The organism is Nocardiopsis sp. TSRI0078 (assembly GCF_001905145.1).
Classification (GTDB): domain Bacteria; phylum Actinomycetota; class Actinomycetes; order Streptosporangiales; family Streptosporangiaceae; genus Nocardiopsis.
This window is the reverse complement of record NZ_LWLB01000009.1, coordinates 81349-96722: the sequence shown is the minus strand read 5'-3', so window position 1 is coordinate 96722 and position 15374 is coordinate 81349. Positions and strand designations below refer to the sequence as shown.

Sequence of the window (15374 nt, the reverse complement as noted above, 5' to 3'; positions counted from 1 at the left end):
CAGGATGAAAAGCGCTCAGTGGTGCCCCTCAGGCAGACGCTTCCTTTTCGCAACGAACGACGCCTCAACGGTGCCAGGAACACGCCACCATCGGAGCTAGGGCCAATCGTCTCCACCGCCTCCCTGCACGAGGATGCGGTCGAGGCCGGTTCATGAGGCCCGTCATACTGGGTTGTCCAGGCCCGGCAGATGGTGCGATTCACTGGGCCGCCTGCCGGTGGCCGCCGCCTCAGGAGTGACGCTGTTGGCCGCCGGGCTCCTGGCTGCGCTCGCCCCGCCCCACTCGGTGGCACTGCTGGCTCTCGCGCTGGCGCTGCTCGGCCTGGGGTGGAGCTTCGGCCTGGTCAGCGGTACCGCGATCGTGACCGACAGCGTGCCTCTGGCCACCCGTGCCAGAACCCAGGGGATGGTGGACGTGGCCATCGCCGGGACGGGCGGCGGGCTGGCCTCGGGACTGGTCGTGGCGACCGGGAGCTACGCTTTGCTTTCCGTTGCGGGAGGCGTGCTGTCCCTGGCGCTCCTGCCCGTCATCGCACTGTCCGCCCGTCATCGGGTGACCTCCAGGAACTGAGGAGGGGACGACCGGCGCCGATGGCCCCGGTTCACAGCAGGGAGAGGACCGGGCCCGCCACGATGCCCATGCCCAGGGACGCGACCGCGGCTGTGATCGCCACACCCGTGCTCCACGGCGCCGACGCGGTCTTCGCCGCCTCCGCCGGAGCGGAGGCCCGGAAGAGGGGCAGGATCCACCGCAGGTAGTAGAAGAGGCTGGCCACGGTGTTGGCGGCGGCCAGCACCATGAGCCGGCCCAGGCCCGCGTCCAGGGCCGCGGTGAAGAGGGCGAGCTTGCCGACGAAGACCGCCGTGGGCGGGGTGCCCACGAGGCTGAGCAGGCACACGACCAGGCTCAGCGCGAGCCAGGGGTGGCGGCGGAAGAGGCCGGTGTGCTCCTCCAGCGTCCGGGCCCGGAGCGCGCACACGACGGCGAAGGCCCCGAGGTTGGCCGCCAGGTAGGCGCCCAGGTAGAACAGCAGCCCCGGCTCGGCCAGTCCGGCGCGTCCGCCCACCGCGGCCGCCGCCATCAGCAGGTAGCCGACCTGGCTGACGGTGGAGTAGGCCAGCAGGCGCCGCGCGTCCGTCTGGAAGAAGGCGCCCAGGTTGCCCAGGGTCATCGACGCCGCGGCCAGGAGCCCGGCCAGCAAGGCCCAGTCCAGCGGAGCCTTGGCCAGAACCTGGTCCCCCAACCGGTACAGGGCGACCAGCGCGCCGATCTTGGGCACGGTGGTGACGAAGGCGGCGACCGGCACCGGGGCGCCCTGGGTCACGTCGGGCACCCAGAAGTGCAGGGGTACTCCCCCTGCTTTGAACAGCAGCCCCGCCAGCACCGCGACGACACCGGCGGCCACGAGGGCGCGGGGCGCTCCGGGAAGGGCGCCCGCGAGTCCGGCGTAGCCGGTCGTGCCGCCCGCGCCGAGCAGCAGGGCGGCACCGGTGAGCAGCAGGATCCCCGACAGGGCGCCGAGCAGGTAGAACTTCAGGGCGGCCTCGGTGCCGGGACCGTCCTTGGCGAAACCGACCAGCGCGTAGAGCGGGATGCTGGCCAGGAGGTAGGCCACGGCGAGCACCAGCAGGTCGGTGGCGCCCGCCAGCGCCACCGTTCCCAGGGCGCCGAGCAGCAGCAGGACGTAGAACTCCGACTCGCGCGGGTGGTCGGCGAAGGTGTCGGCGGCGAGCAGGACCGTGGCCAGGGTTCCCACCAGCACGGCGGCGCGTACCGCGTGCGTGGCGGTGTCCACCGTGTGGACGCCGGAAGTCGGCCCCGACGCTCCCGCCGCGGCCAGGAGCGTGGCCGCCAGCCCGCTGAGGAGGGCGACGGCCACGAACAGCCGTACGATCCACTGTCGCTCGCGGGGCGTCCAGCTCCCGAGCAGGAGAGCCCCCACCGCGGCGAGGGCCAGGATCATCTCGGGCAGCAGAGCGGCCAGGTTCATCTCCCCCATACCGCTCATCCGGCCACCAGAGCGGCCAGGGCCCGGGCCGCGGGTTCGATGCGGTCGAGCAGGAAGTGCGGGAGGAGACCGATGGCCACGGACAGGGCCAGGAGCGGCGCGATCGCGGCGGTCTCACGGACGGACAGGTCGCTGATCCGGCTCGTGCGCGGCCCGGGGCCGCCCAGGAACAGTCGTTGCAGGGCCCGCAGGAACAGGGCCGCGGTGACGAGGATGCCCAGCAGCGCCAGTGCCGTGGGCACCGGAACCGGGCCGAGGCTGCCCGCGAAGATCTGGAACTCGGCGATGAACCCGGACAGGCCCGGCAGGCCCAGGGATCCGAAGAACGCGAGGGCGGCCAGGGTGGCGAAGAGCGGGGCCTTCGCGGCCAGGCCGCCGTAGGAGCCCATGTCGTAGGTGCCGGCCCGGTCGTGGAGGACACCGGCCAGCAGGAACAGCGCTCCGGTGAGCAGTCCGTGGCTGACCATCTGCGTGACGCCGCCGGTTACGGCCAGGGTGGCTGCCCGTGCTTCGTCGGCCGTGGCGAGTCCGGCCGCGCCCAGGCCGAGGAGGACGTAGCCCATGTGGTTGACGGAGGTGTAGGCGACCATGCGTTTGAAGTCGGTCTGGGCGAGCGCGACGAGCGCCCCGTAGAGCACCGAGGTCACACCGACGACCACGAGGACCATCGCGTACTCGCTCCAGGCCCCGGGGAGGATCGGCATCGCGATGCGCACGAACCCGTAGGCGCCCATCTTCAGCAGCACACCCGCCAGGATCGCCGACCCGACCGCGGGGGCGTCGGTGTGCGCGGGAGGCAGCCAGGTGTGGAAGGGGACGGTGGGCGTCTTGACGGCCAGGCCGATTCCGATGGCGAGCAGCACCAGCCCTCCGGCGAGCTCCTGTCCCTCCAGGGGGCTCTGGCGGGTCAGTTCCACCATGTCGAAGGTGCGGGGGTCGGAGGCCACGTACAGGCCGATGAAGCCCAGCAGCAGTGCCAGGGATCCGAGGAAGGTGTAGAGGAAGAACTGCGTCGCCGAGCGGGTCGCCCGGCCGTGCCCCCATCCGGCGATGACGAAGTACATCCCCACGATGGACAGGTCGAAGAAGACGAAGAACAGCAGCAGGTCCAGGGCGCTGAACAGGCCCATCGAGACCGTCTGGAGGAAGAGGAAGAGGACGGCGTGGGCACGGGTGCGCCGCCGCTGGCGCAGGGAGTGCACCGCGCACGCCAGGAAGAGCACAGCGGTCATCGCCAGCAGCGGCAGGGAGAACCCGTCGACGCCGACGTGGTAGCCCGCTCCTATGCTGGGGATCCAGCGCAGGTGCGTCTCATAGGCGAAGGCGCCCATCGCGCCCTCCGCCGAACCTGTGGTGGTCGGGTAGTTCACCCACAGGCCGAGGACGAGCACGAGGTCCAAGGAGGCGACCGTGACCCACGTCCACGCTACGGCGGTGTCGCGCGGACGCGGCACGACGAGCAGCGCCAACCCCGCGAGCAGGGGCAGGAACACGACGATCGAGAGCACGGATCACCTCACCAGGAGGAAGAGGGCGGCCAGCGCGGCGAGCGCGACGACCGCTTGGGCGTAGTACTGGTGCACGAGACCGGTCTGCGGGCGCAGAGCCCAGGAGGCGGCGGACCGTGCACCCGCTGCGACCGTTCCCACCGCGCGGTCCACCGCGGTCTCCACGCGGGTTCGAGCCGCCCCGGCCGTTGACACACCCAGTTCCGCGACGGCGCGCACCCCACCCGCCACCGAACGGTCGTCGAAGGCGACCAGTCCCCGTGACAGCGCGGCCGCGGACCGGGCGGCGGCCCCGACACCGCCAGCGACCACGCGGTCGTCGAAGGCAGCCAGGCTCCGCGCCAGTGCCATGGTCGGCCGGACGACACCGTGGTCCACCAGGCGTTCCAGCCCGAGCCAGTCGCCCAGCCACTGCCTGCCCGGCAGAGCTCCGGCCGTGACCCGTGTGGCACCGCGCGCGTACACCAGCCAGACGCCGACGACCACCGCGGTGCTCAGAAGGCCCGACACCGCCATCTCCCACACCGAAGGCTCCGGTTCGCCCGCGGCTCCCAGCAGCGTGCGCCACCACCGCGCCAACAGCGGGAGAGCGAACACCCCGAGTCCCGCGGCGGAGACAGCCAGAGCGAGCAGAGCGGACCGCTCGGAAGGCGACGCCGACGCGGTGGCGTCGTGATGTCTCCCAGTTCGGCCCTCCTCCTGGGAGGAGCCGACCGCCCATACGAGGGCCAGTGCCTTCGCGGCGTAGGCAGCACTGACCGCCGCTGCCACCAGGCCCGCGGCGTACAGGGCGGGCGAGGCCGCCAGTGCCGCCGCCAACACCTCGTCCTTGGCCACCCATATCCCCAGCGGTGGCAGTCCCGCGATGGCCAGTGCCCCGACCGTGAACACCGCTCCCACCAGCGGGCGGCGCCGCGCCACGCCCCGCAGCCGCCCCAGGTCCTGTGTTCCCGACGACGCCAGCCAGGCCCCGGCGCACAGGAAGAGCAGGCTCTTGGCCGCGGCGTGCGCGGTGAACTGCAGGGCTCCTCCCGCGATGCCGCCCACACCCGCCGCCAGGACGATGAACCCGATCTGGGAGCAGGTGGAGGCCGCGAGCAGCTGTTTCAGGTCGGACTGGGTCAGGGCGACCGCACCGAGCAGGATCGCGGTGACCGCTCCGGTCCAGGCCAGGAACGGTCCCGCCCATCCGGTGGCCGCGATCGCCGGTGCGGTCCGCACCAGCAGGTAGCCGCCCGCCGCGACCATCGTGGCCGAGTGGAGAAGGGCCGAGACCGGGCTGGGGCCCGCCATCGCGTGCGAGAGCCAGAAGCTGAACGGCAGCTGCGCCGACTTGCCCAGCGCGGCGACGGCCACCCCCGCCACCGCCGCGTCCCGCCATCCGCCCTCCAGAGAGGCCAGCCCGGAGAGCTGGAGGGCGCCGGCGCCTCCGGCCAGAGCCGCTCCGGCGGCCAGGTACAGGCCCAGGTCGGCGGTCCGTGTGGTGACGAAGGCCAGCGTCGCCGAGCGGACGCGGTGGGCCTCCCGCCACCAGTAGCCGATGAGGGCGTAGGAGAGGGCGCCCATGACCTCCCACGCCATGAGCAGCGTCAACAGGTCGGTGGCGGTGACGGTGACGAGCATCGCCGCTGTGAAGAGCAGCATGAGGCCGAAGAAGCGGCCGCGCGCCTCCCCCTCCCCCATCTCGGCGGAGGCGAAGAGCACGACCGCCGCGGCGACGGCGGCGACGGTGACCACCGCGACGGCCGACAGTCCGTCCACGGCCAACCCCGCGGGAACGCCCGGGAGCATCGGCACGGACGTACTCGGACGGGTCGCCGCCGCGACGACGGCCGCCGCCAGTGTCAGGGCCGTGGCGGCGATGGCACAGGGCGCGGCGGCCGGGTCGGCGCGTCTTCCCGACACCAGCAGGACCGCGCCCACCGTAGCGGGCAGGCCCACCAGCACCCACAGGGCCGCCGTCACCGGTCGTCACCGTCCCCGTGGTGGCCGTGGTGCTCGTGGTCTCCGTGGTCTCCATGATGCCCGTGGTTACTGTGGTCGACGGGGCCGCTGTGATCGGCGAGGTCGGCGGCCATGTCGACCATGTCGACGTCGCGCGCGCGGAAGATGGCGGTGGTGACGGCGAAGCCCATCGCCATCTCCACGGCCATCGCTGTGACCGCGACCAGGACCAGGACCTGGCCGTCGGGCCGCTCGGGTGAGGTGTAGAGCCAAAAAGCCGCCGCGGCGACGATGACGGCGTTGACCATCAGCTCCAGGCCCATCATCACCATGACGACGGACTGCTGGCTGAGCGCGCCGAAGAGCCCCACCGAGAACAGGGCGGCGGCCAGGAGAAGGTAGGTCTCCAGCATCATCGGCCCAGTCCCCCGTCGATGGGGTCGTCGGGGCGCTCGCGTCGCAGGTCGTCGCCGTAGCGGTCGTAGCGGCCCCGGTGGGTGGTGAGCACGGTGGCCGCCACCATGGTCGCGAACAGCACCAGTCCCACGAGCATCATGACGAGCATGTACTCGCCCATGACCGCCTCACCGAGCGCCAGTGTGGGGTCCGCGGGGGGCGTGCCCCCGCGCTCGGGCCAGGGCACGAGGAACACACCCGCGGCGAGGACGACGAACGCGCCGATCGCCACCGCCAGGGAGCCGACCTTGTTGTGCACCATGGTCATCGGCATGAGCCCGGCCGGGTTCATCATGTACATGATCATGAAGACGGCCATGATCATCATCTCCATAACCATCATGAGGATGATTAGCACGCCCAGGTAGGACAGCCCCAGCAGCAGGATCGCCACCCCGGTGAGGACGAACGACGCCAGCAGGGCGAAGGTCGCCCGGGCCATGGAGTCCACCACGAACACCATGACGCCCGAGGCCACCGCGCCCACGGCGCAGACAGCGAACACGACCGTCTCGGCCACTCCTCCTCCTAACGCACCAGTACGTACACGGAGACCACCAGGGCCTGGACCAGGGTCAGCGGGACCAGCACCACCCACGCCACCTCGGTGAACCGGTCCGTCCGCACCGCGGGCAGCCGGTGCCCGAGCCAGACCAGGAACCCCAGGACCACCGCCGTCTTGACCAGCGTCCACGCCCAACCGGGCAGGAGGGGGCCCGCGCCGCCGCCCAGGAAGAGCGGCACCGCCATCGCCGCCGCGACGGCCAGGAGCATGTACCGACCGGCGCGAAGGACCAGGAGGTCCACCCCCGACAGCTCCGCGGCCGCGCCGCCGACCAGGTCACGCCCCACTGGAGTATCGAACGGGCCCCAGAACGTCATGGCCAGCGCCGAGAGCAGGTAGACCGCGAAGGCCACCGGCATGAGCACGGCGAACCACACCTGCTCCTGCTGGGCCGCGACGATGTCGCCCACCCGCAGCGATCCGGCGGCCAGGGCGGCGGCGGTCAGGGCGAACATGTGCGGCAGCTCGTAGGAGAGCCCCTGGACGAGGAAGCGGTAGCCCCCCCACCAGGCCCCACACGGAGTTGGCTCCCCAGCCCAGCATCCACACCGCGCACCAGGCCAGCACCTCCATGGCGTTGAACCACACGACGCCGACCGACAGGTCGCTGATCATCGTCGGGCCGAGCGGGATCACCAGTGCCGCCAGTACTGCGGCCACGGGCAGGATCGCCCCGCCCAGGCGCCACAGCAGCGTGTCCGCACCGGGAACGGTCCGCCGCCGCTGCACGAGCAGACGGGCCGCCTCCCGCGCCGGAGCGGTCAGCCCCGCCTCCGGTGCGGTTCCCGCGGCCCGCGCACGGAGGGCGGCCGTCCCCGCCGCGGCGCCGTAGCCGAAGGCGAACAGCAGTACGGGCACGAGCAGGACGGACCACAGCGGCGCGGCCCCGCTCACGCGTCACGCTCCGGGGCGTAGGCGCCGACCGCCTCGGTGTCGGGGTCCAGGGAGGCCACGATGAGCCGTGCCGCCGCCAGCTCCTGTCCGACCACGAGCGACGGCAGCAGTTCCAGCGCGGCGTGCGCGGCCTGCTCCCAGGAGGCGTCGGCCGGTACACCCGGACTATGGGGGTCGGTGAGCGTCTCCTCGACGGTGCCGAGCCAACGCGACCACCGGTCGGTGGTGTCACCGCGCAGCGCCCGCGGAGCCCTGTCCGTGACCCGGCCGAGCCCGTCGGTGGACCAGCGGAGCATTCGGGAGCGCCGCACCCGCCGCAGCCAGCGGAGCGCCTCCCGCCGTACGTCCCCGGTCGGTCCGCCTCCCTCCAGGAGTGCGTCGCGCAGCCGACGGCCGGTCACGGCCGTGGGCCACCCGCTGACGGCGAGGAGCCGCTGTAGGGAGTCCAGGGCGCGGGCCGCCCTGAACGATGCCTGGGCGGGAGGGGAGCCGGCCTCCGAAGGCGGCGAGCTCCAGAAGGGGACCGTCGTCGGTGATCCGCCGACGATCGACGTCTGCGCCTCCTGGACGACGTCTCCCTGGAGGGTCAGGCGCAGGGACAGTCCGGCGGGCCAGTCGGGCAGGGCCGGGCCCAGGGCGATGTGGAGCTGGTCGAGCTTCAGCCCGTCGCGGTCCTCGCCCCGGTCGGCCATGGGGACTCCGCCCGGCATGGGCATCCCCTCGTCCCCGTCGGATTCCGACTCCGCCTGTTCGCGCGCAGTCCGGTCGCGTTCGTCGGCGTCGCCACGCTGTCGGGTGAGGTCGAGTAGGTCAACGCGCGCCTCGTCCAGCAGCCGTACGGCGGCGTTGGCCGACTCCGCACGAACGCGAGCGCGGGGGCCGGGCATCTGCCCCCAGATCCGGCCGATCGCTTCGTCCATGTCCGCGTGTTCGGGCCCGCAGACCACCAGGAGGTCGGCCTCGGCCGGGCTCAGCGCCTGCTTCCAACCGCATTCCCGCAGTGTCCGCTCCACCGCGAGCCGTGCGCCCGTCCCTCCGATCGCGGTCACGACGAAGGCGCACGGCACGGCACGGCGCAGCAGCCAGCCGGTCAGGTCCACCGGAACGCCCCCTCGCGCCACGCGTAGACGACCGCGGCGACCAGGACGGCGAGGAAGGCGAACATCTCGACGACGGCGGGCACGCCCTTGTCCGCCACGACGAGCACCCAGGGGTACATGAAGACCATCTCCATGTCGAAGGCCAGGAAGAGCAGCGTCACCGCGTACCAGCGCACGTGGTACCGCGAGACCGCGTGCTCGGTCACGGCCGCACCCGACAGGAACGGTTCCACGGTCACCGGCGCACGCCGCAGGCGCACCGCGAAGGAGAGCGCGTAGAGACCCAGGACCAGAGCGATCGCGACTCCGGTGAGGGCGAGGGCCGGGCCGAAAGCCTCCATCTGCCACTCCTGTTCCGGTCGGTCACCACCGGCGGCTACCCGGCTCCAGCGAACAGCAAACTCCGGTGAGTGCGGTGTCGCGCCCGCACCGTGACCAAGCTAGGGCAGGGCGTGTCCTGGACGGGGGAAACACGCTGGCCAGAGAACCACTGTCGGGCAACCCGCCCGGCGGAACCGGCTGCGCAGGCGTGAGGCGCGGTTCCCGCACCTCCTTCGCTGTGGAGCACTGCCGGGCTCCCACCGCGGCCACCCCCCAGGGGCGGAAGGCGGCCTTCCCAGCAGAAAAGACCTTGCCATATACCCCCAGGGGGTATATGTTCTCCGCATGAACACAACGCCATCCCCCCACAGCGGACACTCGGGCCACGAACACCACGGCGCGCACCACGGCGACGGAGCCTTCATGGATCCCACCACCGCAGGGCACGAACACCACACGAACCGCCACGGCGACCACGCGGAGCACACCGCCCACGGAGGCCACGGACACCACGGCGGTCATGGTGGCCACGGTGACCACGTGGGCCAGTTCCGTCGGCTGTTCTGGATCATGCTGGCCCTGGCGGTGCCCACGGTCGGGTTGAGCGGGATGTTCGCGGGCATCGTCGGCTACACCGTGCCCGAGGTCCCGGGCATGGCCTGGGTCTCCCCGGTACTGGGCACCGTGATGTACCTCTGGGGAGGCTGGCCCTTCCTGGCAGGGGCCGTCAGCGAGGTCCTCTCGCTCAAGCCCGGCATGATGCTGCTGATCGCACTGGCGGTCACCGTGGCCTTCTTCGCCTCCTGGAGCGCGCACCTGGGCCTAGTCTCCCACGAACTGGACTTCTGGTGGGAGCTGGCGCTGCTGATCGTGATCATGCTCCTGGGCCACTGGATCGAGATGCGCTCGCTGGCCCAGACCTCCTCGGCCCTGGAGTCGCTGGCCGCCCTGCTGCCCGACGAGGCCGAGAAGGTCGTCGGCGACGAGGTGGTCACCGTCGCGCCCTCCGACCTGGTGGTCGGCGACGTGGTCGTCGTCCGGCCCGGCGGACGCGTCCCCGCCGACGGCCGGGTCACCGAGGGCATCGCCGACGTGGACGAGTCGATGATCACCGGCGAGTCCCGCCCGGTCGGCCGCGGCCCCGGCGACCAGGTCGTGGCCGGAACCGTCGCCACCGACACCGCGCTGCGGGTACGGATCACGGCCGTGGGCGAGGACACCGCCCTGGCGGGTATCCAGCGACTGGTCACCGACGCCCAGAACTCCTCCTCCCGCGCCCAGCGCCTGGCCGACCGTGCCGCCGCCTGGCTGTTCTGGTTCGCCCTGGTCTCCGGCGGCGTCACACTGGCCGCGTGGTCACTGCTCGGCATGCCCGACGACGCCCTGATCCGGACCATCACCGTCCTGGTCATCGCCTGCCCCCACGCCCTCGGGCTCGCGATCCCGCTGGTCGTCTCCATCGCCACCGAGCGCGCCGCCCGGGGCGGGATCCTGGTCAAGGACCGCATGGCTCTGGAGAGCATGCGCACCGCGGACACCGTCCTCTTCGACAAGACCGGCACCCTGACCAAGGGCGAGCCCACGGTGACCCACGTGGCCCCCGTCGTCGGACGCGGCGAGGACGAGGTCCTGGCCCTGGCCGCCGCTGTGGAGGCCGACAGCGAGCACCCGCTGGCCCGCGCCATCGTGGCCGCCGCGAAGCGTCGCGGCGTGGACGCGCCCCGGGCCACGGACTTCAGGGCCTCCACCGCGGTGGGCGTGGCCGGAACGGTCGACGGATCGCGGATCAGCGTCGGCGGCCCCGGGATGCTCCGGACCCACCGGGCACAGGAACTCCCGGTCGCCGAGGCATGGAAGGCCGAGGGCGCGATCATCCTGCACGTGCTGGCCGACGGCGAGGTCATCGGCGCGCTCGCGCTGGCCGACGAGGTCCGCGAGGAGTCGCGCCAGGCGGTGGACGCCCTGCACGCCCTCGGGTTGAGGGTCGTGATGATCACCGGCGACGCCGAAGCGGTGGCCCGCTCGGTGGCGGCCGACCTGGGCATCGACCAGGTCTTCGCCGGGGTGCGCCCCGAGGACAAGGGGTCCAAGGTCGCCGAACTCCAGGCACGGGGCCGCCGGGTCGTCATGGTCGGCGACGGCGTCAACGACGCGCCCGCACTGGCACGGGCCGACGTGGGCCTGGCCATCGGCGCGGGCACCGACGTGGCCATCGCCTCCGCCGGGGTGATCCTGGCCAGTGACGACCCCCGCTCGGCGCTGTCGGTGATCGAGCTGTCCCGGGCCAGCTACCGCAAGATGCAGCAGAACCTGTGGTGGGCGGCCGGGTACAACCTGGTCTCGGTGCCGCTGGCGGCGGGTGTGCTCGCCCCGGTCGGCTTCGTCATGCCGATGGCCGTGGGCGCGGTGCTGATGTCACTGTCCACCGTGGTCGTGGCCCTGAACGCCCAGCTCCTGCGACGGCTCGACCTGAGCCCGCAGGCCAGCACGGAGGCGGTGCTGCGCTAGGGCGTGTCCGCCGAGCACCCTCCACTCCGCGAGGTCGAGCAGGCCGAGGCTCCAGGCTCGGCACCGTGGACGGAAAGGCACAAGGAAGGCCAGGGGCCGAAGTCCCGAACCCCGGTCCCTGACCGAGCCTGCGACACCGAAGGTGTTTGGATACCCTACGGGGGTATCGTATCTTTAGCCAACGGGCGGAACCGCCCCCAGGGCGGTCCCGGTACACGAAGAGGGCCGAGGGCCCGCACGGCCGTCGGAGAGACCGGCCACGAGACGAAGGAATGACGATGAACGTTCCAGCCAAGCTTGGGCTCTATGGTCTGGGCCTCGCGGTGGCCTTCGGCGGTGCCATGGGAGCGGGCGCCCTGGTCGGCCCCCTGCTTCCCGCCACCGCGACCGCGACCGAGGACAGCGGCCGCACCGAACACGACGCGTCGGACGGGCAGAGGACCCCCACGACCACAGCGCACGTCCCCTCCGGCCTCCAGATCTCCCAGGACGGCTACACACTCGATCCCGTCGAGGTCCCCGACAAGGCGGGCCAGGAGGAATCCCTGTCGTTCCGCGTCCTCGGGCCCGACGCGGAGCCCGTGACCGCCTTCACTGAGTCGCACGACAAGCGCATGCACCTGATCGTGGTCGGCCGCGACATGACCGGCTTCCAGCACGTGCACCCGGAGATGGCCAACGACGGCACCTGGAGCATCCCTCTGGAACTGGATACCCCCGGGCCCTACCGGATGTTCGCCGACTTCGTCCCGCAGGAGCACGGGGAGGGACTCACCCTCGGCGCGGACCTCTCGATCCCCGGCGACCACGAGCCCCAGCCGCTGCCGGAGCCCGCGCCGACCGCGGAGGTGGACGGCTACACCGTCACCCTCGACGGCCAGCTCGTGCCCGGCCGGACCAACGAACTCACGCTCACCGTCAGCAAGGACGGCAAGGAGGTCACCGACCTGGAGCCCTACCTCGGCGCCTACGGCCACCTCGTCGCCCTGCGCGACGGTGACCTCGCCTATCTGCACGTCCACCCCGAGGGCGAACCCGGCGACGGCGCGACCGGGCCCGGCCCCGACATCACGTTCCAGGCCGAGGTGCCCTCCACGGGCGACTACCGGCTCTTCCTCGACTTCAAGCACGACGGCGAGGTGCGCACCGCGGAGTTCACCGTGACCGCCGGCAGCGCGGTCGACGGTTCCGACGCTCCAGTCGAGGACCAGGACGGCGCCCACGACGAGGACGACGGCGCCGAGTCCGGCCACTCCCACTGACCCGACGACCACAGCCGTACCCCCGGACATCCACAGGAGCGAAGATGAGCGCGAAGCCCAAGGACCCACGACAGGAACAGGGCCAGGTCGAACTGGCGATCGGCGGCATGACCTGCGCCGCCTGCGCGAACCGCGTCGAGAAACGGCTCAACAAGCTCGACGGGGTCACCGCCACCGTCAACTACGCCACCGAGAAGGCCCGCGTGGTCTTCGACGGCACGCCCGTGGCCACCGGCGACCTGATCGCCCAGGTCGAGAGGGCCGGCTACACCGCCGTCCTCCCCGAACCCCGCGCAGAGGAGAGGACCGGCACCGCCCGGGGCGGAAGCGGCGACGACGCCGTGGACCCCACCCGCCCCCTGCGCGACCGGTTGGTCGTCAGCGCCCTGTTGTCGGTGCCGGTCGTCGCGATGGCGATGGTCCCCGCGCTCCAGTTCACCTACTGGCAGTGGGCCTCCCTCACCCTCGCGGCGCCCGTCCTGGTCTGGGGCGCGCTGCCCTTCCACGTCGCCGCCTGGAAGAACCTCAAGCTCGGCGCGGCCACCATGGACACCCTGGTCTCCCTGGGAACCATCGCCGCCTTCGCCTGGTCCCTGTACGCGCTGTTCTTCGGCACGGCGGGTGAGCCGGGGATGACCCACCCCTTCGAGTTCACCATCGCCCGCGGCGACGGCTCGGCCAACATCTACCTGGAGGTCGCCGCCGGGGTCACCACCTTCATCCTGGCCGGACGCTACTTCGAGGCCCGTTCCAAGCGCCGTGCCGGCGCCGCCCTGCGCGCCCTGCTCGAACTCGGCGCCAAGGAGGTCACCGTCCTGCGCGACGGCGCCGAGCAGCGGATCCCCGTCGCCGACCTGGCCGAGGGCGACCTGTTCGTCGTCCGCCCCGGCGAGAAGATCGCCACGGACGGCGTGGTGGAGGAGGGCACCTCCGCCGTGGACATGAGCATGCTCACCGGCGAGTCCGTGCCGGTGGAGGTCGGCCCCGACTCCCCCGTGGTCGGCGCCACCGTCAACGCGGGAGGCCGCCTCGTCGTGCGCGCCACCCGGGTCGGCTCGGACACCCAACTCGCGCAGATGGCCCGACTGGTCGAGGACGCGCAGAACGGCAAGGCCGAGGTCCAGCGCCTGGCCGACCGCGTCTCCGGGATCTTCGTCCCCATCGTCATCGCCCTGGCCGCTCTCACCCTCGGGTTCTGGATCGGCACCGGCGGCTCGGTCGCGGCGGCGTTCACCGCCGCGGTCGCGGTGCTCATCATCGCCTGCCCCTGCGCCCTGGGCCTGGCCACACCGACCGCGCTGCTGGTCGGCACCGGGCGCGGAGCCCAGCTGGGCATCCTCATCAAGGGCCCCGAGGTGCTGGAGACCACCCGCGGCATCGACACGATCGTGCTGGACAAGACCGGCACCGTCACCACCGGCCGCATGACCCTCACCGACGTGTTCACCGCCCAGGGCCAGAACGAGCAGGACGTGCTCCGTCTCGCCGGAGCGCTGGAGAACGCCTCCGAGCACCCCATCGCGCAGGCCGTCGCCAAGGGCGCCCTCGCCCGTACCGGTGAGCTCGGCCGCGTCGAGGACTTCGCCAACATCGAGGGCCAGGGCGTCCAGGGCGTCGTCGACGGCCACGCCGTACTGGTGGGCCGCACCTCACTCCTGGCGGAGTGGTCCCAGGAGCTGCCCGTCGACCTGGAAAGGGCCAAGGCCGCCGCCGAGTCCGAGGGCAGGACCGCGGTCGCCGTGGGCTGGGACGGCCGGGCCCGCGCCGTGCTCGTGGTCTCCGACGCGGTCAAGCCCACCAGTGCCCAGGCCATCGGCCAGTTCCGCGACCTGGGGCTGACCCCGATCCTGCTCACCGGAGACAACGCCGAGGTCGCCCGCACCGTGGCTGCGCAGGTCGGCGTCGACGAGGTCATCGCGGAGGTCCTGCCCCAGGACAAGGTCGACGTCGTCAAGCGGCTCCAGGCCGAGGGGCGCACGGTGGCGATGGTCGGTGACGGGGTCAACGACGCCGCCGCCCTAGCGCAGGCCGATCTGGGCCTGGCGATGGGCACCGGCACCGACGTGGCCATCGAGGCCAGCGACCTCACCCTCGTGCGCGGCGACCTGCGCGCCGCCGCCGACGCCATCCGGCTCTCCCGCAAGACCCTGAACACGATCAAGGGGAACCTGTTCTGGGCCTTCGCCTACAACGTGGCGGCGCTGCCCTTGGCCGCGGCGGGGCTGTTGAACCCGATGATCGCGGGCGCGGCCATGGCCTTCTCCAGCGTCTTCGTCATCAGCAACAGCCTGAGGCTGCGCGGTTTCAAGCCGCTCAAGGGCAACGACGACGCACCTGCGGCTTCCGTGCTCCCCGTAGCCGACCGCGGGGAGGCTGCCCGCGCGGCCTGAGGCGCCGCGCCCGCCGGTGCCCCGGACCGCGACAGTCCGGGGCATCGTTCCACCCGTCCGCACCAGGTGACCGGCCAGCCCGAGGGCCCCACACGCCACGACGCAACGAGACGAGGAGGCGCGCATGGCCGCCGACAAGGGCAGGAAGACCCGCAACCGTCAGAGGCTCAACCGGATCGAGGGGCAGGTCCGGGGCATCTCCCGCATGGTCGAGGACGACCAGTACTGCATCGACGTGCTGACCCAGGTCTCCGCCGCCACCCGGGCGCTTCAGGCGTTCGCCCTGGAACTCCTGGACGAGCACATGCACTGCTGTGTGGCCGACGCCGCCGCCCGCGGAGGCCCCGAGGCCAGGGAGAAGATCGACGAGGCCTCCGCCGCCATCGCCCGCCTGGTCCGCTCCTGACCCGTTGAAGG

13 protein-coding genes and 1 pseudogene are annotated in these 15374 nt (G+C 72.1%); 5 read left to right on the top strand and 9 right to left on the bottom strand.

Annotated elements, in window-relative coordinates:
• Positions 1-244: 244 nt before the first annotated feature.
• Positions 245-571: a hypothetical protein gene (locus A6A08_RS09715; RefSeq protein WP_242422277.1), complete on the top strand. Its 327-nt coding sequence runs from the start codon at positions 245-247 to the stop codon at positions 569-571.
• Between the two features lie 31 nt (positions 572-602).
• Here A6A08_RS09715 and A6A08_RS09710 read toward each other — a convergent pair whose 3' ends face one another.
• The 9 genes and pseudogenes from A6A08_RS09710 to A6A08_RS09675 all read right to left on the bottom strand — a co-directional run bounded on the left by A6A08_RS09710 (position 603) and on the right by A6A08_RS09675 (position 8817).
• The gene (locus A6A08_RS09710) at positions 603-2009 is read right to left on the bottom strand and encodes an NADH-quinone oxidoreductase subunit N (RefSeq protein WP_242422275.1); all 1407 of its coding nucleotides are present in this window, start codon (positions 2007-2009) and stop codon (positions 603-605) included.
• Positions 2006-3517, bottom strand: a complete 1512-nt coding sequence (locus A6A08_RS09705; protein WP_073702211.1) for a NuoM family protein — start codon at positions 3515-3517, stop codon at positions 2006-2008. Before A6A08_RS09705 ends, A6A08_RS09710 begins: the two co-directional genes overlap by 4 nt.
• A gap of 3 nt (positions 3518-3520) precedes the next feature.
• Entirely contained in the window at positions 3521-5482 is a 1962-nt protein-coding gene (locus tag A6A08_RS09700) for an NADH-quinone oxidoreductase subunit L (RefSeq protein ID WP_073702210.1), read from the bottom strand.
• Entirely contained in the window at positions 5479-5877 is a 399-nt protein-coding gene (nuoK, locus tag A6A08_RS09695; protein ID WP_242422273.1) for an NADH-quinone oxidoreductase subunit NuoK, read from the bottom strand. The genes A6A08_RS09700 and nuoK overlap by 4 nt, the downstream gene beginning before the upstream one ends.
• Entirely contained in the window at positions 5874-6437 is a 564-nt protein-coding gene (locus A6A08_RS09690; protein WP_143181734.1) for an NADH-quinone oxidoreductase subunit J, read from the bottom strand. Before A6A08_RS09690 ends, nuoK begins: the two co-directional genes overlap by 4 nt.
• Positions 6438-6445: 8 nt before the next feature.
• Positions 6446-6937, bottom strand: coding sequence for an NADH-quinone oxidoreductase subunit H (locus tag A6A08_RS29115; RefSeq protein ID WP_274534022.1), 492 nt, complete (start codon positions 6935-6937; stop codon positions 6446-6448).
• A 112-nt stretch (positions 6938-7049) separates the two neighbouring features.
• Positions 7050-7340: pseudogene (locus tag A6A08_RS29345) on the bottom strand (NADH-quinone oxidoreductase subunit H); the annotation flags it as partial.
• Positions 7341-7372: 32 nt separating this feature from the next.
• Positions 7373-8476 (bottom strand): hypothetical protein, encoded by a 1104-nt coding sequence (locus A6A08_RS09680; RefSeq protein WP_073702209.1) that lies wholly within the window; start codon positions 8474-8476, stop codon positions 7373-7375.
• Positions 8467-8817 (bottom strand): NADH-quinone oxidoreductase subunit A, encoded by a 351-nt coding sequence (locus A6A08_RS09675; RefSeq protein ID WP_073702208.1) that lies wholly within the window; start codon positions 8815-8817, stop codon positions 8467-8469. Before A6A08_RS09675 ends, A6A08_RS09680 begins: the two co-directional genes overlap by 10 nt.
• Positions 8818-9220: 403 nt before the next feature.
• On the opposite strand from A6A08_RS09675, the gene A6A08_RS09670 reads away from it, so the two are divergent.
• The 4 genes from A6A08_RS09670 to A6A08_RS09655 all read left to right on the top strand — a co-directional run bounded on the left by A6A08_RS09670 (position 9221) and on the right by A6A08_RS09655 (position 15363).
• A complete protein-coding gene (locus A6A08_RS09670; RefSeq protein ID WP_073702207.1) occupies positions 9221-11305 on the top strand; it encodes a heavy metal translocating P-type ATPase in 2085 nt (694 codons plus the stop codon).
• A gap of 278 nt (positions 11306-11583) precedes the next feature.
• Positions 11584-12567 carry a hypothetical protein gene (locus A6A08_RS09665; RefSeq protein ID WP_073702206.1) on the top strand — a complete coding sequence of 328 codons (984 nt, stop codon included), beginning with the start codon at positions 11584-11586 and terminating at the stop codon, positions 12565-12567.
• Positions 12568-12611: 44 nt separating this feature from the next.
• Positions 12612-14957, top strand: a complete 2346-nt coding sequence (locus tag A6A08_RS09660; protein ID WP_073702205.1) for a cation-translocating P-type ATPase — start codon at positions 12612-12614, stop codon at positions 14955-14957.
• Between the two features lie 124 nt (positions 14958-15081).
• The gene (locus A6A08_RS09655; protein WP_073702204.1) at positions 15082-15363 is read left to right on the top strand and encodes a metal-sensitive transcriptional regulator; all 282 of its coding nucleotides are present in this window, start codon (positions 15082-15084) and stop codon (positions 15361-15363) included.
• Positions 15364-15374: the final 11 nt, after the last annotated feature.

Bases quoted from the DNA above. Each gene is read 5' to 3' on its own strand.
- A6A08_RS09675 (WP_073702208.1), bottom strand. From the start codon at position 8,817: ATGGAGGCTTTCGGCCCGGCCCTCGCCCTCACCGGAGTCGCGATCGCT.
- A6A08_RS09655 (WP_073702204.1), top strand. From the start codon at position 15,082: ATGGCCGCCGACAAGGGCAGGAAGACCCGCAACCGTCAGAGGCTCAAC.
- A6A08_RS09660 (WP_073702205.1), top strand. From the start codon at position 12,612: ATGAGCGCGAAGCCCAAGGACCCACGACAGGAACAGGGCCAGGTCGAA.
- nuoK (WP_242422273.1), bottom strand. From the start codon at position 5,877: ATGATGCTGGAGACCTACCTTCTCCTGGCCGCCGCCCTGTTCTCGGTG.
- A6A08_RS29115 (WP_274534022.1), bottom strand. From the start codon at position 6,937: ATGTTCGCCCTGACCGCCGCCGCCCTGGCCGCCGGATCGCTGCGGGTG.
- A6A08_RS09710 (WP_242422275.1), bottom strand. From the start codon at position 2,009: ATGAGCGGTATGGGGGAGATGAACCTGGCCGCTCTGCTGCCCGAGATG.
- A6A08_RS09670 (WP_073702207.1), top strand. From the start codon at position 9,221: ATGGATCCCACCACCGCAGGGCACGAACACCACACGAACCGCCACGGC.
- A6A08_RS09665 (WP_073702206.1), top strand. From the start codon at position 11,584: ATGAACGTTCCAGCCAAGCTTGGGCTCTATGGTCTGGGCCTCGCGGTG.